The following is a 22815-nucleotide window of genomic DNA, read 5'->3' on the forward strand; positions in this document are numbered from 1 at the left end:
CTCGCCAGAGCCATCCGCCGACACATCCCCAGCACCATCAGCCTGGCCTACAGCCTCGTCGACGTCCCCAACACCATCCGCAACTGCACCGGCTCCAGCGCCCGCAGCACCGTCCTCGTCCCCACCCACCGAGTCGTTGCCCGCAGCATCCGCCGACTCCTCGCCAGCAGCACCCGCCGCATCCGCCCCCGGCTCCTCGCCAGCAGCACCCGCGTCCGCACCAGCCGACTCATCCACTCCAGCACCCGCGGTGGCGTCCTCGTCCCCACCACCCGCGGAGTCGTCGCCCGCAGCATCCGCCGACCCCTCGCCGGAGCCATCCGCCGACACATCCCCAGCACCATCAACCTGGCCTACAGCCTCGTCGGCATCGCCAACACCGTCCGCAGCCGCACCGGCTTGAGCACCCGCAGCGCCGTCCTCGTCCCCACCTACCGAGTCGTTGCCCGCAGCATCCGCCAACTCCTCGCCAGCAGCACCCGCCGCATCCGCCCCCGGCTCCTCGCCAGCAGCACCCGCGTCCGCACCAGCCGACTCACCCGATCCAGCACCCGCAGCGCCGTCCTCGTCCCCACCACCCGCGGAGTCGTCGCCCGCAGCATCCGCCGACCCCTCGCCGGAGCCATCCGCCGACACATCCCCAGCACCATCAACCTGGCCTACAGCCTCGTCGACGTCCCCAACACCATCCGCAACTGCACCGGCTTCACCACCCGCAGCGCCGTCCTCGTCCCCAACCACCGAGTCGTTGCCCACAGCATCCGCCGACTCCTCGCCGGCAGCACCCGCCGCATCCGTCCCCGGCTCCTCGCCAGCAGCACCCGTGCCCGCGCCGGCCGATTCATCCGCTCCAGCAGCGTCGTCCGCGTCCGCGCCACCCGGGTCGTTGCCCACAGCATCTGCCCCGGCCGCGCCCGGGTCCTCGTCAGCTACGTCCGCCTCGGCAGCTTCGTCCGCCTGCGCATCTGCAACCGCGACGCCGTCCACTCCCGCGTCGCTGGGCGCACCCTCGTCGTCGGCAACGTCAGCTTCACCGTCGGAGGTGGTGTCCTCCGTCGAATCAGTCGCCGACTCGTCGGAGGCGACATCCGCATCTACGGCGTCGGCCCCGTCCGAGCTCTCGGCCGCAACCTCATCGCCATCGTCGGCGTCAGCTGCAACTTCATCTGCAGGCTCATCCGCGGCGTCGTCTGCGGGCTGATCTGCGGCGACAGGCGCAGCATCGTGAGCGGGCTCGCTGTCACCGCCCGCCGTCGCGTCGGCGCCTGCCTGTGCGTCAGCCTGCACCGTGGCCTGCGTATCGCCCGCCTGCTCATCGCCCGCGACATCCGCGTCGGCCGACGCCTCGGACGTCTCCGACTGCTTAGGAAGACCGACAATGATGTTGCCGTACTCAAGCGGGAAGCCGTCAGGAGACTCGTCAGGCTCGTACACGATCCCAATAGCTGACCGCGGCCGGTCGTCTGCGTTGTCCGCAGGTACGTCGTCGCGCTCGGCCCCCGACGTACCAGCGTCCACGCCGTCGGACCCAGCCGAAGCCTGGTCGTCTGCACGATCTCCTGCTTCTTCGTCCGTGCGCCCCTCAGCCTGGCTGTCCTCCCCGGGACCATCGCCCGAAGCACCGTCAGACTCGGCGCCTGCCGACTCAGCTGCGGCCTCCGCGGACGACCCACCCACGGAACCATCCTCAGCTGACCTGCCGACGTCCCCAGACACTGCACCGTCCCCAGACACGGCACTGACCCCAGCCGGAGCACCTGCGCCGTCGCCCGCCTGGGTGTCTGACGCGGAACCGTCGTCCGAGGCGTCGGCGGGCGAGGACGTGGGTTGGTCGGTCGGGACTGGTTCTTCAGGGGTGGGCTTGCGGCGCCGGCGGCGCCAGAAGCCTCGGGGCTTGGGAGTTGACTGAGCGATGAGGTTCGCCAGCTCCTGGGCAGGCTGATCCTGGTTCGGAACCCGCGGTTCCGAACCGTCGCCAGCTGCTGACCTGATGTCAGCCACGGTGTCCGCCCACGAGCACAGAGTGCCCGGTCGGACAGCGCAGAAGCAAAGTCATCGTCATCCCCGTTTGGCGGCGTGGACGGGTGGCAGTCACTGCGGTGGTGGATACGGACCGTATCCTCCCGGCGGTCCTTGTTGACCAGGGGGTCCCGGTGGGTAACCGGGCTGACCGGCCCCGTGACCGGATTGCCCAGCGGGATACCCGGGCTGAGCGGGCGGATAAGCGTCCTGCGGGCGCGGATACGCGCCCTGGCCACCTGGTCCACCACCCGGTCCACCACCCGGTCCAGGCATCGCCCCGCCGGGTCCGATCGGCCCACCAGGCGGCACCGGTGCACCGGCGTACAGCGGGGCGGCCTGGGCGAATGCCGGCATCGGGGGGAACGGGACGGTCGAACGCCGCTCGCGGAGCTCGTCGAGAAGCGCCTTCTCGGTCTCCAGCGCCTCGGGCCCGATCACCTGGCGGACGATCTTGTCTCGCAGGTACGCCAGTTCGGTGGCGTTGTGCTGGAACGCCTTCGCGGCAACCTCCGCCTGGGCGCCGTACCGCCGCGCGTTCTGCCGCAGCGCCTTGCGCCCGCGCAGCGTCGCGATCAGCGGTACGTCCTGCGGCACGAGCCACCCGAACCGCACGTAGTCGTACAGCCTGGACGCGATCATCTGCCCCTCCCGTGACCGCATCATCAGCGCGAAGACCACGAGGCAGATGAAGAGCGGGACCATCAGGCACAGGTACGCGAGGATGAAGCCCCCGCCCCCGGCCCAGCTCGCGGACGCGTTCCACGCCGCATGCGCCAGTACCGCGGCCAGATACCCGACCACCGGGGCCAGATACCGTACGACGGTACTTCGGTGCCGGATCGCCACGCCGATGCCGATCGCGGTGAACGACGTGAAGAGTGGATGCGCGAACGGCGAGATCACGCCGCGGATGATGAACAGCGCGAACGCACCGCGCAGACCGGCGTCGCTGCCGGCCTCCTCGGAGAGCGTGTTGAAGACGCGGCCGTAGTACAGGATGTTCTCGGTGAAGGCGAAGCCGACGCCCACCATCCCGGCGTACACCAGGCCGTCGATGATGCCGTCGAACTCCTTGCGCCGGACCAGCGCCAGCAGCAGGATCACGGAGCCCTTGGCGAACTCCTCCACCGGCGGCGCGACGAAGACGGCGGACCGGTCGCCGCCGACGCCGGTCTCGGCCAGCCGGTGCGACACCTCGGTGTTGATGAAGATGGCGGCCAGCGTGGCGATGAACGCGCCCCAGCAGAGCGCGAAGACGATGTACTTCGTCGGCTCGGGCTCGTACCGGTCCAGCCAGAGGTAGAGCGCGATCACCGGGATGACCGGGACGAACGCGAAGACCAGGCCCCAGGTGAAGCCGCCGGCGCCGGTCGACTTGGCCACGATGCCGAAGATCACCAGACCCGCGATCGCGAAGACCACCGCGATCACGATGCCGATCAGCACACCGCGGTTCCGCCGCTGCCCGGGCACGGGATGTTCCCCGAGTACGTTGGGCTGCGGGTACGGTCCGCCGGGCGAGTACGCCGACCCCGCCGCGGGTTGCGGCGCGCCGGACTGGCCTGGTGAGGGGTAACTCATGCCCCGCAGCCTAGTTGGGGTGCAGATCCAGCGGCAGGACCACCCACTCAGCGTTACCGGGATGGAACGACAGCCCTGTACTTCGCCGCGCCCGGAACCCCCACGATCGGGAACCCAGAGGCGCGATCACCCGGAGATCTGAGAGACTCTTCCGTGCCATACGCCCCCGTAGCTCAGCTGGATAGAGCGTCGGACTTCTAATCCGTTGGTCGCAGGTTCGAGTCCTGCCGGGGGCGCTGCGCAAATTCCCAGGTCACGAGCCGGGAGCCCACGACATGGTCACCGGGGCGGATCACGGCGTGGCGACACGGATCGGGTCAGCTCGGCCCGCCATTGGTACAGCGCTTGCAGGGTCTGTACCCGCAGTTGCTCGCCCAACCATGCGGCCATCGCGACCAGAACGGGACGGTTGCCGCTCCAGTACGCCTCGAGCGCCGACCGCAGCTCGGCGGGATCGATCTCTCCTTCACCCGCCCGCACCAGCAGTCGCCGCAGGTCCTCGAGGTCGGCGGTCGCCCGCTCGATCCGTTGAGCGGAGTCGTCTACCGGACCGTTCACGTGGGTGGGACGGCCGGGCGTGCCGCACCGCCGGCGCCGAGGCCTTCGAGCAGCCGGATCAGGGCGTCGATCAGATTCTGCAGCAGGTTGCCCAGCACCCCGCTGAGATCGATGCCGTCCAGCAATCCGGCGATGGCGCAGAGCAAGTTGCCCAGCAGGTTGCCGGGGCCGGGGATGGCTTCGATGTCGAGCACCACCTCGTTCAGGTGGACGTGGAGCCCCAGTAGGTTCAGGTCGAGGGGTCCTAGATCCAGGTGCAGGATCGGACAGGGAGTGGGGGTAGGCGGGGGTTCGGTCATCAGGCACCTCGGAGTTTCGGCCGGGTTCACCGAAGGCGACAGCCCTGGGGCGGAGGGGCCCTTTCTGCCAGTCTCTGACCGCCTCCGAACCCACGCAACCCCTCGGCCGACGATTCGCATCTCCCACTCAAGTTCCGGGCCCGGACGTTTGCGGGACCGTGAATCTCAGGGAGTTCCTAGCGACTTCTCAGTTCGTTCTCGGGGCGATCCACGCGTGCCGTTCGTCTTACCGGTACGCGTGGGAAGGACGCACCTGATGCATGCAGGAGTCATCGAAGGAGTAGTACGGGGACGGGAGCTGAGGTACGCCGTTGACGCTGTCGTAGTGCTGGCCGGCATACCCGGCGCAGGAAAGAGCACGTTCCTGCGTCGAGTGTTCGCCGGCCACAGCACGGTGCGAGTGCTCGACTCCGCCCACATCCGGGAGCGCTGGATGACTGTCCTCGGCGCAGTCCCCTACGCCGTCTGGCGGCCACTCGTGCATCTGGTGTACTACGTGACCCTCTTGAACGCGATGCGCCCCGGCCGCGGGCCGCTGGTGATCCACGACTGCGCAACCCGTCCCTGGGCACGACACCTCATCGGTTGGCGTGCCCGCCAAGCAGGCCTACCGCTGCACCTCATCCTCCTCGACGTACCGGGAGACGTAGCTCGCTCCGGCCAGTGGGCCCGCGGACGGGTCGTGCGGTCGACCAGCATGCAGACCCACTGCAGACGGTGGCCGGACGTGGTCGCGAGGGCAGCGAGCGACCCGGGCAGCGTGGTGCCGGGGGCACTGTCGGCGCTGGTCCTGTCACGGCGCGAAGCCGATCAGGTGGAGCAGATCGCGTTCGGTGACCACTACGCGAGGTCTGGTTGTCGCTGACCTCACGCGGGAACATGTTGGTGTCGAGGGACCCCGCCCACTCGGTCCCGTGATGCCTCAGGAGGAACCCGTGAGGATCGAACGTACGTCACGCGTGCGCCGCACCGCCCAACTCCTAGCCGTCGTCGGTGCGGTCGCAGCATCCCTGTACGCCGTACCGGCGGAGGCGAAGGCTCCGTCGCCGGCTGCGCAACTGGCCGCGGCGCAGTCTGCTGTCGAGCAGTCCGCCGTACGAGGGGTCGCTTGGTACACCGACGCGGCTGCGGGCAAGGTTGTCGTCACAGCCGACAGCACCGTGTCCGCCAAAGACCTTGCCTCGCTGCAGCGCGACGGCGTTCAGGTCAACCGCACGAGCGGTGTCTTCAGGCCGCTCCTGTCAGCCGGCGACGCGATCTACGGCGGGCAGTACCGCTGCTCGCTCGGATTCAACGTGCAGAAGGGCGGCAGCTACTACTTCCTGACAGCCGGCCACTGCGGCAAGGTCGCCAAGACCTGGTACACCAACTCGAGCCACAGCACGCTGATCGGCCCGACGGCCGGCTACAGCTTCCCTGGCAATGACTACGCGCTGGTGCAGTACACGAACACCTCGCTGAGCCACCCGGGCGGCTTCACGGCGGCCAACGCCTTTGTCGGTGAGAACGTCACTCGCAAGGGCTCGACGACCGGCACCCACAGTGGCACGGTGACAGCCCTCAACGTCACCGTGCGGTACTCCGGCGCCGGCAAAGTCGGCGGCCTGATCCAGACCAACGTGTGCGCCGAGCCTGGCGACTCCGGCGGTCCGCTGTACGACGGCTCGAAGGCGATCGGCATCACCTCCGGCGGCAGCGGCGACTGCCGCAGCGGAGGTACGACGTTCTTCCAGCCCGTCACCGAAGCCGCGTCGGCGTACGGTGTGACTGTCTACTGACCTTCGCTCGTCGACGATCCGGCCGCGCCTGGTGTGCGGCCGGATCGTTCGCGTTTCGGAAACTGTCGGAGGCGGCTGATTGAGTTGGGCCTGTCGATGGGGAGGAGCTGGGATGAAGGTTCGAGTCGGGCGTGAGGTGCTGGCCGAGGCGGTCGGATGGGTTGCGCGTGGGCTGCCGAGCAGGCCGAGCGTGCCGATTCTGGCCGGGATGGTGGTCGAGGCCGCGGACGGGCAGGTGACGTTGTCCGGATTCGACTACGAGAGCTCGGGGCAGGTCAGCGTGCCGGCCGAGGTGGCCGACGAGGGGCGGGTGCTGGTGTCCGGGCGGTTGCTGTCGGACATCTGCCGGAGCATGCCCCGGGACTCGGTGGATCTGAGCGGTGAGGCGGCTCGGGTCCAGGTGAGCAGTGGGTCCGCCCGATTCGTCCTTCACACCCTGCCGCTCGACGAGTATCCGGCGTTACCGGAGATGCCCGCGGTGAGTGGCGTGGTCGACGGAGACGTCTTCGCGCACGCGGTCGCTCAGGTGGTGAGCGCGGCCGGCCGGGACGACACGCTCCCGGTCTTCACCGGGATCCGGCTGGAGCTCCGCGGGTCGGCCATTTCACTGCTCGCCACCGATCGGTACCGGCTGGCGCTCCGGACGTTCCCCTGGGAGCCGGCCGATGCCGGCGTCGAGGCGAACGTGCTGGTTCCGGCCAAACTGCTACTGAACGTCGCCAAGGCGATGTCCGGTCACGACCTGACCCTTGCGCTCGGTTCAACCCGCACTGGGGACGGGTTGATCGGGTTCGAGGGTGGTGGGCGGCGGGCGACGAGCCGGCTGATCGACGGCGAGTTTCCGAAGGTTCGCGGCCTGATCCCGGCCGCGAACGCGATCACCAGCACCATCACCGTGGAGACGGCGGCGCTGATCGAGGTCGTCAAGCGGGTGGCGCTGGTGGCGGAGCGGTCGTCGCCGGTGCGTGTCACCTTCGCGGACGGTACGGCGACGCTCGACGCGGGCAACGGCGAAGAGGCGCAGGCCTCGGAGTCCGTCGAGGTCACGCTCACCGGCGAACCGGTCGTGGCCGGCTTCAACGCCGGCTACCTGCTCGACGGCCTGACGTCGCTGGGCGCCCCGATCGCGCATTTCGCCTTCACCCAACCCACCAAACCAGCCAACCTGACCGGCCTGCACTCCCCCGACGACGCGCCGACCTCCGACTCCGCCTACATCCTGATGCCCATGCGCCTACCAACCTGATGCCAACCCGCGATCTACAGCTCCAACCAGAAAACACAGACCCAGCGGAGGCACCCGTTACGGCATGGAGCGGCCGCTGGCGCCACGTCTCACGCGCCTCTTCGACCGGGGCCTTCCCCGGTCGAAGAGGACCCGGTCGAGTGGTTCACGCAGTGAGGAAGTAGTCCGACAGCACCCGAGCCAGCGTCGCCGACGGCAGCGTGTGGAACGTCCCGTCATGTCCTTGCACCGTGCCCTGCGGCAACGCACCAACGGCCTCCTGCACGGACCTCCGCAGCCACTCCGGACTGGCATTGCTGTACAGCCCCAGCGTCGGTACGTCGACCGACGCCAGCAGCTCCACCGGTACGGAGCTGTCCCCCAGCTGCAGAGCGTCGTACACCAGCGTGTGCGCGATGGCCTCCAACCCGGCCCACATCGGCGTCTGCCGAATCTGGTCGACCACCTCTTTCGGCTGGCCGACTGCCTCGACCATGAACAGTTCGGCCGCTCCACCCGGGTTCCCGGCGGCGACGAACTCCTGGAGCCGCTCGAGGTACCGCTCAGGAGCAGGCGGTGCGCCATCGACCCGGAACGGCGGCTCCATGATCGCCTGCTTCTCGAACGGCAGGCCGGCCTGCAGCAACACCATCGACCCGGACGAGTACGCGCACGCGAACCGCGCGCCGGTCGCCGTGCGCACGGCGTCGAGGTCCTCCCACTCACGCTCCACCGCGTACGGCAACGTGTCGCCGGAATCACCACGGCCCCGCCGGTCGTAGTTCACGACGGTGAACGTCGCGGAGAGCGCTGTGGCGTCCTCGACGTACCGCGAGCGGTCGGTGAACCCTCCGGCGACGAGCACGAGTACGGGGCCACTGCCGTAGGTGTCGTACGCGAGCTCGGTGCCGTCCTTCGAGACAACCTTCTCCATCACAAACTCCTTTGCCGAACAGGTCTCTGCCCAACCGTCGAGCGAGGGTTCACCAGACAGACACAGTGTGATCCACCTCACACGACCGCGAAACCTTCCCGGCCCGCCAGAAGCTCACTACAGTTGGATTATGTATACAGGAGACTGCACACCGATCCGGGCTGTTTGATGCTGCTCCGGCAACTGGAGTACCTAGTCGCCCTTGCCCGCGAGAAGCACTTCGCCCGGGCAGCGGACGCCTGTTACGTCTCCCAGCCGTCACTGTCCGCCGCGATCCGCAAGCTCGAGCAGGAGCTCGACGTACCGATCGTGCGCCGCGGCCGACGCTTCGAGGGCCTGACTCCCGAGGGCGAGCGGGTGCTGCTCTGGGCGCAGCGGATCCTCGCCGAACAGGACGCGCTCCGGCACGAGTTGTCGATGATGCGCGGCGGCCTGAACGGAACGCTCCGGCTCGGCGCGATCCCGACCGCGATGCCGGTTGTCTCGCTGCTGACGACACCGTTCTGCGAGCGCCACCCGAACACGCGCGTCACGCTCGAGTCGCTGTCGTCGCGGGACATCACGCAGAAGCTGGCCGAGTTCGAGCTGGACGTCGCGATGACGTACCTCGACGACGACACGCTCGGCCAGGTGCGCAAGACGCCGCTGTACGAGGAGCGGTACCTGCTGCTCACCCCGAAGGACAACGAACTCGCCGACCTGCCGGTGGCGACATGGGCGCAGGTCGCCGAACTGCCGCTCTGCCTGCTCTCCCCCGAGATGCGCAACCGCCGGATCATGAACGGGTACTTCACCGACGACGGCGCGATCGCGACACCGTCGATCGAGAGCGACACGGTCTCCGGTCTCTACAGCCACCTGCACGGCAACCACTGGTCGACGGTGATCTCGCACGCGTGGCTGCACATGTTCGGCGTACCGGACGGGATGCGCGTCGTGCCGCTCAAACGCCCGGCGCACGGGCCGCGGGTCGGCCTGGTGATCGCCGCCCGGAGCCCTGAACCCGTACTCGCCCGCGCCCTGCTCGACGTCGCCCGGCAAGCCGGCGTCCACAAGTCCCTGGACAGCCTGCTCGACGTGCACCTGATGGGCTCGGGCTATCTCGACATAGCGAGCAAGTCTTTGACCGCAGGCGCCTGACGAACCCAGAAGTGATCCACGCTCAGATCTCAGGCGGAAGCAGCGTCGAAGGTTGGAACCACGCCGATCTGCTGGAGCAGGCGGAGCTCGTCGATGACATGCCAGTGTTCGGCGAGGCGGCCGGACTCGATCCGGTAGATATCGATGCCGGCGATCTGGAAGGAACGGCCGGTCGGCGGGATACCCGCGAAGTCGCCGATGTGCGTGCCGGTGTGCGTCCAGCGGACCACGACCCGGTCTCCCTCGGCCACCAGGTCCTCGATCTCGAACCGCGGAGCGAACGCCGACGTCAGCAGGCGGATGCGGTCGGTCAGCCCGGCTAGGCCCTCACCCTGGCCCGGAACCGGATCGTGCTCGACGTAGTCCGGCGTCGCCAGCTCCGCGACGGACTCGGCGCGCTGCTGGTTGAGCACCTCGTCGTACAGCCGCCGGACGAGTAGCTTGTTGTTCTCGGTGGACATCGTGGCCTCCCCTGACTGGATCTGGACGTTCTCAGCGTGACCGGCGGAGGGCGGCTAGAACATGACGACTGACCCACCGACTTGCTGACCGGCTCGGTCCGCGGCGGGGAGGAGGTGCGGCGATGGCCGATCTGGCCGCCGTACTGCGGCGTTTCCGGTCGCTGGCCGCGCTGACTCAGGAGGAACTCGCCGAGCGAGCCGGTATCAGCGTGCGGGCGGTGAGCGACATCGAGCGCGGAGCCCGGCGCCGGATCTATCCAGCCACCGCCAGACAGCTCGCGACCGCGCTGGGACTGGAGGCGGCCGACCGCAGCGCTTTCGAGCGGGTCGCTCGCGGGCTTTCACCCGTCGTCTCACCGACGGACACCGGCCGTGACCTTCCCGCGCCGCGTACGGCGTTGTTCGGGCGGCAGCGGGAGCTCGCGGAGTTGGGCGAGCTGCTGGCCGGCGATCCCCCACTACTGATCACTGTCACCGGGCCTGGTGGCGTCGGTAAGACGCGCCTCGCGCTGGAAGCAACACGAGCGCGCGCATCGAGGCTGTCCGAGGTCCACTGGGTGCAACTCGGCCAACTCGGGGACCACACGCTGGTGCTGCACGAGATCGCCAGATCCGTCGGCGCGACCGCGATCGCCGCGGACGTGCTCGGCGGCTTGGCCCGAGCGATCGGCGTACGGCGCTACCTGTTGGTCCTGGACACGTTCGAGCATCTGCTGCCCGCAGCGCCGGGACTGTCCGATCTCCTGTCCCGCTGTCCCGGACTGACTCTGCTGGTGACGACCCGGGCACGGCTGCGGCTGAACGGTGAACGCGAGTTCGCACTTGGACCACTGCCGCTTGCGGCCGACGCGTCGACGATGGCGGCCGCGGAGGAGTTGTTCGTCGATCGCGCGCACGCCGCCAACCGTCACGTGGCCGTCGACGCATCGCTGGTCGCGGACGTCTGCCGGCGGCTGGACGGCGTACCGCTGGCCATCGAGCTGGCCGCGGCCCGGACACGCCACCTGTCCTTGACCGATCTCGCGCGACAACTCGAGAGCGGGAGCCGCGTCCTGGCGCGTGGGCCGCGGGATCTGCCGCGACGTCAGGAGTCGATGCAGGCAACTGTCGCCTGGAGCTACGACTTGCTGGAGCCGGCCGCGCAGGTCCTGATGAGGCGGCTGTCGGTCTTCGCAGGGTGGACGCTCGAAGCTGCCGATGCCGTCTGCGGGAAGGATTCGCTCGAGCTGCTCTCCACGCTGCTCGACCACAACCTGGTGACGGCGTCACCTCATCAGATCTGCGGGACGCGGTACCAGATGCTGGATGTGGTCCGCGAGTACGCCGCGCACGAGGCCGCCGTACATGCCGAGACCACCATGCTGCAGGCCCGGCACGCGGACTACTTCCTCAGGTTGGTCCAGGACCTCGAGCCGTTGCTGCGTACGACGGGCCAGAGCGCCGCCCACCTACGCCTCGATGCCGACCTGTCCAACGTGCGCAGCGCTCATCGCCGGCTGCTCGCCACTGACCCACCACGCGCACTTGCCCTGGCCGGCTCGCTCTGGATGTTCTGGTTGTGGCGAGGTGGAATGCCAGAGGGCCTCCGATGGGTGACCGAGGCGCTCGACGCCGACGACGGCAGTGAACCGCAGTACCGGGCGAAGGCTCTTTGGGGCGCCGGCTGGCTGGCATTCCACCAGGGCCACGTCGAGCAGACAGCGATCTATGTCGAGGAGTTGCTCCAAGTCGCCGAGCGCACGCGTGATGCAGTACATCGACGGAACGCGCTGACGCTTCGTGGCATGACGGAGATGGCAGCGGGCGCCACCGAAGCCGCGCGGTCGTCGTTCCGCACAGCACAGGAGACGCTGCGCGGGACCGACGAGCCTTGGCTCATTGCGACTTCCGCGCTGAATCTCGGCCTGGCTGAACTGCACGCCGGTGACGTCGCCGCCGCGGAACACCACTTCGTCGACGCGGCGCGCCAGTACGCGGAAATGGGCGACGAGACGTACCTGAGTCGTGCCAACCGCCACCTTGCCGCCGCAGCCCTCCTCAACGGCCAGCTGGAACGCGCCGAGCAGCTCTTCGCGGCGGAACTCGTCCAGAACGGCACCGGAACCGAGTGGGGAGCGGCCGAAAGTCTGGAAGGGCTCAGCTGGGTCGCCGCGGTCCGCGGTGACGCCGAGCGGACGGCAGAGCTCGCCCACGACGCCGCCTGCCTCCGCGCCCGCCTCGGCGTACAACTCCACCCCTTCGACGCTCTCCTGGCCCGTCGCTTCCGCGGAGCATGAGACGGGGATCACGCCGTACGTAAGCCGGATCACAGGGGACGGGGGCATAACCGGTGAGTACGGCTGGTTGAATGTATACAGAAGCCAGAATTCAGAAGGAGATGTTGGAGATGATTTTCACCCGTAGGTTCGGTGCTCTGGCGGCGCGGCCGCAGTTCCCGGATGCCCCGGAGCTGCAGGAGCTGAACAAGCCGGTCGATCTCGATGCCGAGCTCGCCGAGCTGACCGCCCGAGAGGCCCGTGGCGCACACGACGACGGCCGCCGGAACGCGGACGAGTCCGCGGCCTGACCCCGGCGTACCGGGCGACCGGCGCCGGAGGTATATGTCAAGGCATGGCACTTGGTAGACTGTCTACCAAGTGCCATCGCTGTAGGACCGGAAGGGACCTCATGACGACGATCAGTGCGGGGCCAGGGGCAGGTGCGGAACCGGCCGGTGTGCGGCACGTCAAGCGGCCGACGCCGTTGCGGGAGTCGGTGTACGAGGCCCTCACCGAGATGATCATCGACGGCACGCTCGAGCGCGGCAGGCACCTGGTCGAGGTCGAGCTCGCCGGGATCCTGGGCGTCTCGCGGCAGCCGGTGCGCGAGGCCCTGCAGCGGCTGAACAACGAAGGCTGGGTCGATCTGCGGCCCGGGTTCGGTGCGATGGTGCACGTGCCCGCCGAGGACGAGGTCGACCAGTTGCTGGCGGCCCGTGCGGCGCTGGAGTCGGAGTCCGCTCGGCTCGCGGCCCGGCACGCGTCGAAGGACGACGTCGCCAAGTTGCGCGAGCTGTGCAAGGTCGGCACGACGTACCAGGAAGCCGGCGACATCGACGGCACGGTGCGGACGAACGGCGAACTCCACACCCTGATCACGCAGATGTCCGGCAACCGTTTCCTGGTCGACTTCGCCGCCCAGGTCGACCGCCGCGTCCGCTGGTACTACACCCCCGTCGCCCCCGTCCGCGGCGCAGCCTCCTGGCGCGAACACAACCGCCTGGTCAAGGCGATCAGCGAAGGCGACGAGGACAAAGCCGCCCAGATCATGCGGGAACACACCGAACACACTCGCAAGGCCTACCACGACCTCCAGGCAGCCACCGCCCCGGCGGAAACCCCCGAGCCTGACGCCCCCCGCCGACGTCGCCGGTCCAGCTGACTACAGCCGCACCTGGTAGGCGACAAGGCTCTCGGTGATCCGAAACCCGTGCCGCAGATAGATGTCCTGAGCTCCTGTCGGGCTGTCGCCGTCGACCGTGAGGGTCACCGGACCTAGCCGCAGCTCGCGGCAGCGCTTCAGCACGGACGCGAGCAGTGCAGAGGACACACCACGGCGACGCCACGACGGGACCGTGCCGATCGGACCGAGCTCGACGGCACCGTGCTCCTGGATGAAGCCGAGCACGAATCCGGCCACTCGACCGTCAGGAGATACGGCCAGTGCGCTGACGTCTGCGGAACGTTGCCAGGTGGAGACCTCGCCTGGCTCGACGACCCGTTGGTCGCGATAGGCCTGCTCGTAGGCGGACTGGAACTCCCTCGGGACCACATCCGACCATTGGGCATGGCGGAGGGGCGCCGGCAGTTCTGTTCGCGGCCGCGGCCAGGTGGCGGCGTCGTGGACCATCGTCCATAGCGGGTAGGCAAGTTCGAAGCGCGGATCACCGACGGCTTCGTCGGCGGGCCGAGCGACTTGCAGAGTGCTCAGCCCGGGCGTCGCGCTTGCCAATTGCACCAAGCGGCTTGCGATCTCAGTGAGCCGATCCGAACCTCCGCTCACCCACCATGCGCCGGAAGTCGCAGGACGCCAGTTCATGGTCATCATCGCCACCATCACACGGCCGAACGGAGGTGTCCAGACAGCCACCGCGAACCGGGTCGTTTGGTGTCACCGCTCCACCAGCCTTGTGCGATCGTGGAGTGGTGGATGATCTTCGGTCGGTGACTCCTTTGTTGCCGTCGCCGGTGTCGGAGCTTCGCGATGACCGCCTGAGCGTTGCTGGAGTTCGGGTGCTACTGAAGCGCGACGACCTCATCGATCCGGAGATCTCTGGAAACAAGTGGCGCAAGCTGAAGTACAACGTCGTCGCGGCGCAAAGGCTCGGTCTCGACACGCTACTGACGTTCGGCGGCGCCTACTCGAATCACATTCGCGCGACCGCGGCTGTCGGCCGCTACGGGAACTTCCACACCATCGGCGTGATTCGTGGCGAGGAACACCTGCCGTTGAACCCCTCGCTCTCGTATGCCGTCGCCCGCGGCATGCAGCTGACCTACCTCGACCGAACCGCCTACCGCGCCAAGACGTCCGATGCCGTGATCAACGAGTTGCACCGGGAGTTCGGCGAGTTCTATCTGCTGCCCGAAGGCGGCAGTAACGCGGAGGCAGTCCGAGGGTGCGCGGAACTCGCCGCCGAGCTGACCCAGCCGTTCGATCTGCTGTTCTGCGCGGTCGGTACCGGCGGCACACTTGCCGGGGTGGCCGCAGGCCTTGACGGGCGGCAGTCCGTTGTCGGCATTCCGGTTCTGAAAGGTGGTGCCTTCCTCGAGGGCGAGGTCGTCGAGCTCCAGACATCGGCGTATGGCGCGCGGTCAGGGACCTGGCGTCTCGAGTGCGACTATCACTTCGGTGGCTACGCGAAGCGAACAGCCGAGCTGGACGCATTCATCGAGGAGTTCGAGAAGCGGCACGGTCTGCTGCTGGACTGGGTCTACGAGGCGAAGATGATGTACGCGCTGTTCGATCTGGTACGTCGCGGCGCATTCCCCGCAGGCACGACGATCGTCGCCCTGATCAGCGGATCCGGTGAAGTTCCCGAACCCTGAATCTCAATGGTCGAGCCACTCCAGGTGCCAGTTCACCTCGAACTGCTTGCCGAAGCCAAGCCACCTGCCGCTCATTGAGCGCCCATGCGGGCTCACAGCGGAACAAAATCGTCACGAGCGGCAGAAATGTTCCGGAAACCTCCGCTGGGCCCGACGGGTAGTGCGACCCGCCGTGACACATGGTTTTCAAACCCATCCCAGTACCTGCGTCGGTCACAGTCGCCGTCGGCACGAGACACGCACCCGCCGAAGGCGGCAACAGAACTGCCGCCGCGAAGCGGTGTCCTTTTCAGCCGCCAGTCGCCCGCAGCCTGGTGGTTGCGGGCGACTGGTGGGTGGTTAGCGGTTGCGGCCGGTGGCGGCTTTGCGGGCTGCTAGGGCGGTGGCCAGGTGGGTGTACTGCTCCACGACCCGTCGCGCGTAGACGTTGCGGTCGAGGATGTGGGGCCACCAGAGGCGGCCTATTTGTTCTTGCATCCAGAGGAAGCCGATCGCGAATCCCATGCTCACCACGGCACGGAAGGCGAGGAACTTCCACGGTTCCGGTGGCAGGCCCGGTGAACCGGTGATCACCCAGGCGGTGACCACCGAGTGCACCAGGAGCGCCAGCGGGAACGCGATCACCCAGTAGACCGCCGCCGGCGCGAACACGCCCGCGGGAACCTTGCCGAGCGCAACCAGTACGGCGTACCCGGACCCGAACAGCATCAGTGGTACGCCGAGACCGAGCCCGGTGACGACTGCCCAACCGGCGGGCTGGCCGACGAACGCGGCCAGTCCACCGGCGATGAGTCCGGCCGCCGCGCCCACCGACGCGGCCGGAACACAGTACTGCGCCAACTGCTTCACGTCGGTCATGGTCAGCCCACAGCCACGCCGAAGCGGAACAGGCAGTAGAACAGCATCCCGAGGTAGAACACCGCTCCGAAGCCGATGATCACGTTCCGCACCGGGCCGGGACGGATCTTCTTCGGCAGCAGCATGTTGTTGGTCAGCAGCAACACGATGCAGTACGCGCCCATCGCGAAGGTGGACAGGAACGCGAGCGTGTCCAGGATCCCGGCCGGGCCGTCGGCGGGGCCGAACAGCAGGATCAGGATGCCGAACAGGATCACGCCCCACAGGAACCCGGCGTACAGCCTCGACATCGAGAACCGTTTGGCGCCCGGCACGAAGTAGTACGTCATGTCCGCCTGGCCGCGGGAGAACGAGTCGAACAGACCCAGGGTCGCGTTCAGCCCGATCAGCGCGATGAAGGCGAAGAACAACGTGCCGAGGATCGGCGAGCCGGCCGACGCGAACGCGTCCGACATCGCCTTCAGCGCCGCCTCCCGGTCACCGCCCTCGATCAGCGTGGCGACGTTCGGGTTCTCCCGGGAGGCCGACATGGCCAGCACGGTGAACGAGATCGTGACCAGCATCGTGATGCCCCAGAAGAGCAGCAGCGCGTCGAACGTCACCCACTTGCGCCAGCCCTTCCACTTCGCCATCTCGGCCGGGTCCTCGGTGTCGAACATGAACCCGCGCGACGGCATCGACTCCGCCTCGTTCGCGGCCCGCAGCCCGCGGATCTTCGGGATGTGCGCTCCCATGCCCGCGCCGCTGTCGCGCAGCTGCAGCGTGTACCACATCTGCTGCATCCCGGAAGGCCCCGCGAACGCGATCGAACCGACCACGACCGGGAACCAGGCCGACGTCATCGCCTGGTCGGGGAAGTACCCGAAGGCGAACATCCCGGACACCGTCCGGCCGAGGTCGTCGAAGTTGCCGACGATCGCCGCGATCACCGACGTACCGACGACCAGCAACCCGATCAGCAGACCGAGCAGCTTCTCGAGAAAGTTGTAGATCACCGACAGCAGGCTGAACAGCACACCGACGAACACCAGAGCCACGCACGCGGTGACCTGCCAAGGTATGCCGGAGATCTCCTCGAACGCGGCCGCGCCGGCGGACAGATGGCCCGGCCACATGTAGATCAGGATCGCCGCCGCGTAGAAGAACCACATCAGCGGTTTGAAGATCCGAGCCGCGCCGAAGAAGATGCTCTCCCCGGTGGCCATCGCGTACCGCGCCATCTCCAGCAGCACGAACGCCTGCAGCGTGACACCGACCATGAACAACCAGCGGATGTCCGGCCCGAACACCAGGACGAGCCGGGGCCACATGTAGGACTCCCCCATACCCACACCGAGCGCGACGAGGAACACGGTCGGGCCGAGGATGTGCAAGGAGGGCGGTGCGTCCGGAAGTTTCCGGATCGGCATCGGTTCGAGCCTGCCCGCTTTCCAGACCTTCTCGGTCACGGCGGCCGCGGCCGGCTCTTCGGGAACTTCTGAGGTCTTGCTCGTGACGTCCAAGGCGGACTCCTTAGTTCGACGCCAACTAGCGGATCATGGGCGTGGCGGACGCTTCCCCGCCGTAGCGAGCAGGTGCCGAGTGCCGCGCAGTAGGCGGGGAAGCGTCCGGTAGGCCCTAATTCCCCCGCGTGCTCCTTCCTCCAATCAACTGATGCCGAGCGGCCCGGCGTTGCGGGCCCAGCGGTACTTGGCACCGAGGACCTGGACCGGGGTCTCGGTGGTGTACGGGTACGCGACCACACCGTGGTCGAACAGGTACTGGCTGGCTTCCTCGACCTCGACGTCACCGGACAGCGAGGCGACCACGGGCTTGTCGATGCCCTTGGCCCGGAACTCCTCGACCACCTCGGCGACCAGCTTCGCGAACACCATCGGCGGCGTCACGATCGTGTGCCAGTACCCCAGGATCAGCGCGTGGATCCGCTCGTCGGACAGCCCGAGCGCGATCGTGTTCCGGTACGTCGAGGGCGGCTCACCGCCCGTGATGTCGACCGGGTTCCCGGCCGCACCGAACGGCGGGATGAACTTCCGGAAGGCCTGGTCGAGGTCGGAAGGGATGTCCATCAGCGTCAGCCCGGCGTCCACGCACGCATCCGACAGCAGTACGCCGGACCCGCCCGCGCCGGTGATGATGACGACGTTCTCGCCCTTCGGTGTCGGCAGCAGCGGGATACCGCGGGCGTACTGGAGCATCTCGTTCAGCCCCGGCGCCCGGACCACCCCGCTCTGCCGGAGGATGTCGTCGTACACCTTGTCGTCGCCGGCCAGGGCGCCGGTGTGCGAACTGGCGGCCCGCGCGCCCATGGAGGTACGCCCGGCCTTCAGTACGACGACCGGCTTCTTCTTCGACACCCGGGCCGCCGTCTCGGCGAACGCCCGGCCGTCCTTCAAATCCTCAAGATGCATGGCGATCAGGTTGGTGTTGTCGTCGCTCTCGAAGAACGTCAGGAGGTCATCCTCGTCGATGTCGGCCTTGTTGCCTACCCCAACGATCGCGGAAACTCCCATCCGGCTGGACCGGCTGAATCCGAGGATCGCCATCCCGATGCCTCCGGACTGTGACGACAGGGCGACGGACCCGCGGACGTCGTACGGCGTGCAGAACGTCGCGCAGAGGCTCTCCGGCAGGTAGTAGTAGCCGTAGATGTTCGGTCCCAGAATGCGGACGTTGTGTTTGCGGGCGATCGCGACGACCTCGTCCTGGAGCGTCTGCTCACCGGTCTCGGCGAACCCGGACGGGATCAGGATCGCGCCCGCGACACCCTTCTGACCGCACTGCTCGAGCGCGGCCCCGACGAACTTGGCAGGTACGGCGAACACCGCGACGTCGACGTCACCCGGTACATCCAAGATGCTCGGAAACGCCTTCAGCCCGAGGACCTCGCCGCCTTTGGGGTTGATCGGGTAGATGTCCCCGGCGTACCCGCCGTTGACCAGGTTCTTCATCACCGAGTTGCCGATCTTGCCGTCCTCGTTGGACGCCCCGATCACGGCGACCGCGCGTGGCCGCATGATCCGGGTCATCGCGGTCAGGATCTCCTCCTGGCTGTACCGCTCGACCGGCTTGCCGGCCTCGGCGTCCACGATGATCCGGAAGTCCACTGCGGTCGCGCCGTCCGGCCCGGCGAGCACCGGGTTCAGGTCGACCTCCGCGAACTGCGGGAAGTCCGTGACCAGGTCGGACACCCGTTTGATCAGATTGCCGACAATCTCCTTGTCGACCGGCCGCGCGCCCCGAACGCCCTCGAGCATCTCGTGCGCCTCGATCCCGTCGACCATCGCCCGCGCGTCGTCGTCACTCAGCGGAGCCAGCCGGAAGGTGACGTCCTTGAGCACTTCGACGAGTACGCCGCCGAGCCCGAACGCGACCACCTTGCCGAACGTCGGGTCGGTGACCGCGCCGACGATGACCTCCTGCACGTCACCGCCGGTGACCAGCATCTTCTGCACCTGGACGCCGACAATGTCTGCATCTGGTTTGTAGGCTGTCGCGTTGTCGACAATCTGCTTGTAGGCCGCCAACACGGCATCCTCGGTGTCGACGCCGACCACCACGCCGCCGGCGTCGGTCTTGTGCAGGATGTCCGGCGAGACGATCTTCAGTACGACCGGGAAACCGATCTCGGCGGCGAGGCCGGCGGCCTCCTCGGCTGTCGTGGCCAGCCCCTCGCCCGGCGTCGGGATGCCGTACGCATCGGCGACCAGCTTGGCCTCCGGCGCGCTCAGCGAGGTGCGGCCGTCCGCCAGAGCCTGGTCGAGGATGGTCCGGACTGCTGCCTTGTCATAGGTCATTGCAACGATCTCCCTTTAGATGACGCCGGCGGCTTTGAGTTCGGAGAGCTCGGCCGTGTCGATGCCGAGAGCGCCGTAGATGACGGAGTTGTGTTCGCCGAGGCCCGGTGAGGTCTGGACCTCGACCGGGGAGTCGGACAGCTTGATCGGGCAGCCGACCGTCTTGAAGTTGCCGCGCTGCGGGTGCTTGACCTCCACCACCGCGCCGAGCTCGGCGAGCGTCTCGTCCTCGATCAGCTCACGGGTGGACATGATCGGCCCGCACGGCACGTTCAGCGCGTTGAGCTTGTCCATCACCTCGAACTTGGTGTGCTGCTCGGTCCACTGCTCGATCAGCGCGAACATCTTGTCGAGCTTGTCGAGCCGCGCGGCCGGCGTCGCCCAGTCCGGGTCCTCGGCCAGCTCCGGCTTGCCGATCAGGTTGGCGATCGGCGCCCAGCCCGGCGGCTGGACGATCACGTAGATGTAGTCGTTCGGTCCGCCGGGTGCGCAGCGCAGCGCCCAGCCGGGCTGGCCGCCGCCGGACGCGTTCCCGGACCGCGGCACCTCGCCGTTGAAGTTGTCGTTCGGGTACTCGCGCAGCGGCCCGTGCGCCAGCCGCTGCTGGTCGCGCAGCTTGACCCGGGTGAGGTTCAGAACTGCTTCCTGCATGGCCACGGTCACCCGCTGACCCTTGCCGGTGTGCGTCCGCTGGAGCAGCGCGGCGAGGATGCCGGCGACCAGGTGGATGCCGGTGCCCGAGTCACCGATCTGTGCGCCGGTCGCGGTGGGCGGTCCGTCCTCGAACCCCGTCGTACTCATCGCGCCGCCCATCGCCTGGGCGACGACCTCGTACGCCTTGAAGTTCTCGTACCGGCCGGGGCCGAAGCCCTTGATCGACGCGAACACGAGGCCGGGGTTGAGCTCCTGCAGACGCTCCCAGGTGAAGCCCATCCGGTCGATCGCGCCGGGGGCGAAGTTCTCCACCAGGACGTCGGAGTTCTTCACCAGGTCGACGAAGATCTCCTTGCCGCGGTCGGACTTCATGTTCAGCGTGATGCTGCGCTTGTTGCAGTTCAGCATCGTGAAGTAGAGGCTGTCGACGTCCGGGAGGTCGCGCAGCTGCTGACGGGTGATGTCGCCGGTCGGTGCCTCGAGCTTGATCACGTCGGCGCCGAGCCAGGCGAGGAGCTGGGTGCAGGACGGTCCGGACTGCACGTGGGTCATGTCGAGAACACGGACACCCTCGAGGGCCTTCGTCATGGCGGTCCTCCGCTACTTGTACATGGTCTGGTTCATGGTTCCGGGGGCGTAGGCGTCCGGGTCGACCCAGACGTTGATCAGCGACGGCAGCCCCGACTCGCGGGCCCGGAGCAGCGCCGGCCCGATGTCCTTCGGGTCGCGAACTTCTTCGCCGTACCCGCCGAGCATCCGGGCGAACTCGTCGTACTTCACGTCGCCGAGGGTGTTGCCGATCCGGCCGCGGTCCTTGCCGTACTTGGCTTCCTGGCCGTAGCGGATCTGGTTCATCGACGAGTTGTTGCCGACGACACCGACGAACGGAAGCTTGTAGCGGACCAGCGTCTCGAAGTCCCAGCCGGTCAGCGAGAACGCGCCGTCGCCGAACAGTGCGACCACTTCCTTGTCCGGCCGCGCGTACTTCGCCGCGAGCACGAACGGGATGCCGACGCCGAGCGTGCCGAGCGGGCCCGGGTCCATCCAGTGGCCGGGCGACTTCGGCTGTACGACGCCACCGGAGAACGTCACGATGTCGCCGCCGTCGCCGATGTAGATCGAGTCCTCGGTGAGGAACTCGTTGATCTCGTGCGCGAGCCGTAGCGGGTGGATCGGGTTCGCGTCGGACAGCTGCCGCGGCAGCCGCTTCTGGTAGGCCGCGTCCTCCTCGGCCCGCAGCTCCGCGAACCAGGCCTTGCGATCCGTCTTGTGCAGCCGGCCCGACGCGGCCTGCGTGACGGCCGCCAGGATCGCGCCCGGATCGCCCACGAGGCCGAGGTCGATGTCGCGGTTCTTGCCGACGGTGCGGTAGTCCAGGTCGATCTGTACGACGGTGGCGCTCTTCGGGAGCCGGCGCCCGTACCCCATCCGGAAGTCGAACGGCGTGCCGACGATCAGGATCAGGTCCGCGTTGTTGAAGCCGTACCGCCGGGACAGGTGGAAGTGGTGCGGGTCGCCGGGCGGCAGCGTGCCGCGGGCCGAGCCGTTCATGAACGCCGGGATGTCGAGCGTCCGCACGAAGTCGATCGCCGCGTCACTGCCACGTGACGTCCAGACCTGGCTGCCGAGCAGTACGACGGGCTTCTCGGCCCGCACCAGCAGGTCGGCGAGCGCCTCGACACTCGCCGGGTCGCCGATGCTCTTCGTCGAGGCCCGGTAGTGCCCGGCCTCGGGGACGGTCGCGGACTCGACCGGCACCGAGTTGTCCAGGATGTCGCGCGGGATCTCCAGGAACGACGGGCCGGGCGCGCCGTTGTAGCACTCGCGGAACGCCATCGACACCATGTCCGCGGCCCGCGCGGTGTGCGGAACGGTCGCCGCGAACTTGGTGATCGGCGTCATCATGTCGACGTGCGGCAGGTCCTGCAGCGACCCCATCTTGTGCTGGTTCAGGGCGCCCTGGCCGCCGATCAGCAGCATCGGGCTCTCGGCGCGGAACGCGTTCGCGACGCCGGTGACCGCGTCCGTCGTACCGGGGCCGGCGGTGACGACCGCGCAGCCGGGCCTGCCGGTGACCCGTGCGTACCCGTCGGCGGCATGCGCCGCGACCTGCTCGTGCCGCACGTCGACCACCGCGATGCCCTCGTCCACGCAGCCGTCGTAGATGTCGATGATGTGACCGCCGCAGAGCGTGAAGATCACGTCGATCCCCTCGGCCTTCAAGGCCTTCGCGACGAGGTGACCGCCGGAGATGGTCTCCGGCTCCTTGACCACCGCTGTGGGTTGGGTCTCCGACACTGTCTGCGCCATCTGCAGTCAACTCCTCGGAACGGCCGGGATCCGGCTTGATGTAGATTGCATACCGTATGGTGTAGTCGTAGTCTTATCCCAGGGCGTAGTGGTTGTCCAGAGCTCGGCACCAGG

The 22815-nt window shown here is 68.0% G+C and carries 21 protein-coding genes and 1 tRNA gene; 10 read left to right on the forward strand and 12 right to left on the reverse strand.

The window, feature by feature from the left end:
- Window positions 1-47: 47 nt before the first annotated feature.
- Window positions 48-320, reverse strand: coding sequence for a hypothetical protein (locus tag EV137_RS41385; protein ID WP_134128233.1), 273 nt, complete (start codon window positions 318-320; stop codon window positions 48-50).
- A gap of 79 nt (window positions 321-399) precedes the next feature.
- On the opposite strand from EV137_RS41385, the gene EV137_RS41390 reads away from it, so the two are divergent.
- Window positions 400-1449 carry a hypothetical protein gene (locus EV137_RS41390; protein WP_134128235.1) on the forward strand — a complete coding sequence of 350 codons (1050 nt, stop codon included), beginning with the start codon at window positions 400-402 and terminating at the stop codon, window positions 1447-1449.
- A gap of 642 nt (window positions 1450-2091) precedes the next feature.
- Here EV137_RS41390 and EV137_RS10960 read toward each other — a convergent pair.
- On the reverse strand, window positions 2092-3603 hold the full coding sequence (locus EV137_RS10960; RefSeq protein ID WP_134128237.1) for a PrsW family intramembrane metalloprotease: 1512 nt from the start codon (window positions 3601-3603) through the stop codon (window positions 2092-2094).
- Between the two features lie 162 nt (window positions 3604-3765).
- On the opposite strand from EV137_RS10960, the gene EV137_RS10965 reads away from it, so the two are divergent.
- Window positions 3766-3839, forward strand: a tRNA-Arg gene (locus tag EV137_RS10965).
- A gap of 43 nt (window positions 3840-3882) precedes the next feature.
- On the opposite strand, the gene EV137_RS10970 is transcribed toward EV137_RS10965, so the two are convergent.
- Both EV137_RS10970 and EV137_RS10975 read right to left on the reverse strand, forming a co-directional pair.
- Entirely contained in the window at window positions 3883-4161 is a 279-nt protein-coding gene (locus EV137_RS10970) for a hypothetical protein (protein WP_134128239.1), read from the reverse strand.
- The gene (locus EV137_RS10975) at window positions 4158-4460 is read right to left on the reverse strand and encodes a hypothetical protein (RefSeq protein ID WP_134000697.1); all 303 of its coding nucleotides are present in this window, start codon (window positions 4458-4460) and stop codon (window positions 4158-4160) included. The genes EV137_RS10970 and EV137_RS10975 overlap by 4 nt, the downstream gene beginning before the upstream one ends.
- 256 nt (window positions 4461-4716) lie before the next feature.
- On the opposite strand from EV137_RS10975, the gene EV137_RS10980 reads away from it, so the two are divergent.
- From EV137_RS10980 to dnaN, 3 genes are all read left to right on the forward strand, one after another.
- Window positions 4717-5325, forward strand: a complete 609-nt coding sequence (locus EV137_RS10980; protein ID WP_134128241.1) for an AAA family ATPase — start codon at window positions 4717-4719, stop codon at window positions 5323-5325.
- 70 nt (window positions 5326-5395) lie between these two features.
- Window positions 5396-6238 carry a S1 family peptidase gene (locus tag EV137_RS10985; protein ID WP_134128243.1) on the forward strand — a complete coding sequence of 281 codons (843 nt, stop codon included), beginning with the start codon at window positions 5396-5398 and terminating at the stop codon, window positions 6236-6238.
- 112 nt (window positions 6239-6350) lie between these two features.
- Window positions 6351-7484 carry a DNA polymerase III subunit beta gene (gene dnaN / locus EV137_RS10990; RefSeq protein WP_134128245.1) on the forward strand — a complete coding sequence of 378 codons (1134 nt, stop codon included), beginning with the start codon at window positions 6351-6353 and terminating at the stop codon, window positions 7482-7484.
- 145 nt (window positions 7485-7629) lie between these two features.
- Here the strand turns inward: dnaN and EV137_RS10995 are convergent, their stop codons facing one another.
- Window positions 7630-8397 carry an alpha/beta fold hydrolase gene (locus EV137_RS10995; RefSeq protein WP_134128247.1) on the reverse strand — a complete coding sequence of 256 codons (768 nt, stop codon included), beginning with the start codon at window positions 8395-8397 and terminating at the stop codon, window positions 7630-7632.
- A 168-nt stretch (window positions 8398-8565) separates the two neighbouring features.
- Between EV137_RS10995 and EV137_RS11000 the strand changes: the two genes are divergently transcribed.
- Window positions 8566-9537 carry a LysR family transcriptional regulator gene (locus tag EV137_RS11000; protein WP_134128249.1) on the forward strand — a complete coding sequence of 324 codons (972 nt, stop codon included), beginning with the start codon at window positions 8566-8568 and terminating at the stop codon, window positions 9535-9537.
- Between the two features lie 29 nt (window positions 9538-9566).
- On the opposite strand, the gene EV137_RS11005 is transcribed toward EV137_RS11000, so the two are convergent.
- A complete protein-coding gene (locus EV137_RS11005) occupies window positions 9567-9998 on the reverse strand; it encodes an ester cyclase (RefSeq protein ID WP_134128251.1) in 432 nt (143 codons plus the stop codon).
- Window positions 9999-10120: 122 nt separating this feature from the next.
- Here EV137_RS11005 and EV137_RS11010 point away from each other — a divergent pair, with 122 nt between their 5' ends.
- The 3 genes from EV137_RS11010 (at window position 10121) to EV137_RS11020 (ending at window position 13418) form a co-directional block, all read left to right on the forward strand.
- Window positions 10121-12274: an ATP-binding protein gene (locus tag EV137_RS11010; protein WP_134128253.1), complete on the forward strand. Its 2154-nt coding sequence runs from the start codon at window positions 10121-10123 to the stop codon at window positions 12272-12274.
- 110 nt (window positions 12275-12384) lie between these two features.
- Window positions 12385-12564 (forward strand): hypothetical protein, encoded by a 180-nt coding sequence (locus EV137_RS11015; protein WP_134128255.1) that lies wholly within the window; start codon window positions 12385-12387, stop codon window positions 12562-12564.
- 101 nt (window positions 12565-12665) lie between these two features.
- Complete coding sequence (locus EV137_RS11020) at window positions 12666-13418, forward strand: GntR family transcriptional regulator (RefSeq protein ID WP_134000715.1); 753 nt, start codon at window positions 12666-12668, stop codon at window positions 13416-13418.
- Here the strand turns inward: EV137_RS11020 and EV137_RS11025 are convergent, their stop codons facing one another.
- Complete coding sequence (locus tag EV137_RS11025; protein WP_166679825.1) at window positions 13419-13886, reverse strand: GNAT family N-acetyltransferase; 468 nt, start codon at window positions 13884-13886, stop codon at window positions 13419-13421. It abuts the gene before it with no gap.
- A gap of 158 nt (window positions 13887-14044) precedes the next feature.
- Here EV137_RS11025 and EV137_RS11030 point away from each other — a divergent pair, with 158 nt between their 5' ends.
- Complete coding sequence (locus tag EV137_RS11030; protein WP_134128259.1) at window positions 14045-15085, forward strand: 1-aminocyclopropane-1-carboxylate deaminase/D-cysteine desulfhydrase; 1041 nt, start codon at window positions 14045-14047, stop codon at window positions 15083-15085.
- A gap of 339 nt (window positions 15086-15424) precedes the next feature.
- On the opposite strand, the gene EV137_RS11035 is transcribed toward EV137_RS11030, so the two are convergent.
- From EV137_RS11035 to EV137_RS11055, 5 genes are all read right to left on the reverse strand, one after another.
- On the reverse strand, window positions 15425-15943 hold the full coding sequence (locus tag EV137_RS11035; protein ID WP_134128261.1) for a hypothetical protein: 519 nt from the start codon (window positions 15941-15943) through the stop codon (window positions 15425-15427).
- Window positions 15944-15945: 2 nt separating this feature from the next.
- Window positions 15946-17445, reverse strand: coding sequence for an Nramp family divalent metal transporter (locus EV137_RS11040; RefSeq protein ID WP_134000723.1), 1500 nt, complete (start codon window positions 17443-17445; stop codon window positions 15946-15948).
- Window positions 17446-17589: 144 nt separating this feature from the next.
- On the reverse strand, window positions 17590-19737 hold the full coding sequence (locus tag EV137_RS11045) for an acetate--CoA ligase family protein (RefSeq protein WP_134128263.1): 2148 nt from the start codon (window positions 19735-19737) through the stop codon (window positions 17590-17592).
- Window positions 19738-19752: 15 nt separating this feature from the next.
- The gene (frc, locus tag EV137_RS11050; protein WP_134128265.1) at window positions 19753-20979 is read right to left on the reverse strand and encodes a formyl-CoA transferase; all 1227 of its coding nucleotides are present in this window, start codon (window positions 20977-20979) and stop codon (window positions 19753-19755) included.
- Between the two features lie 12 nt (window positions 20980-20991).
- Window positions 20992-22701 (reverse strand): thiamine pyrophosphate-binding protein, encoded by a 1710-nt coding sequence (locus EV137_RS11055; protein WP_134128267.1) that lies wholly within the window; start codon window positions 22699-22701, stop codon window positions 20992-20994.
- Window positions 22702-22815 lie beyond the last annotated feature (114 nt).

This window comes from Kribbella pratensis (assembly GCF_004366075.1).
Lineage (GTDB): Bacteria > Actinomycetota > Actinomycetes > Propionibacteriales > Kribbellaceae > Kribbella > Kribbella pratensis.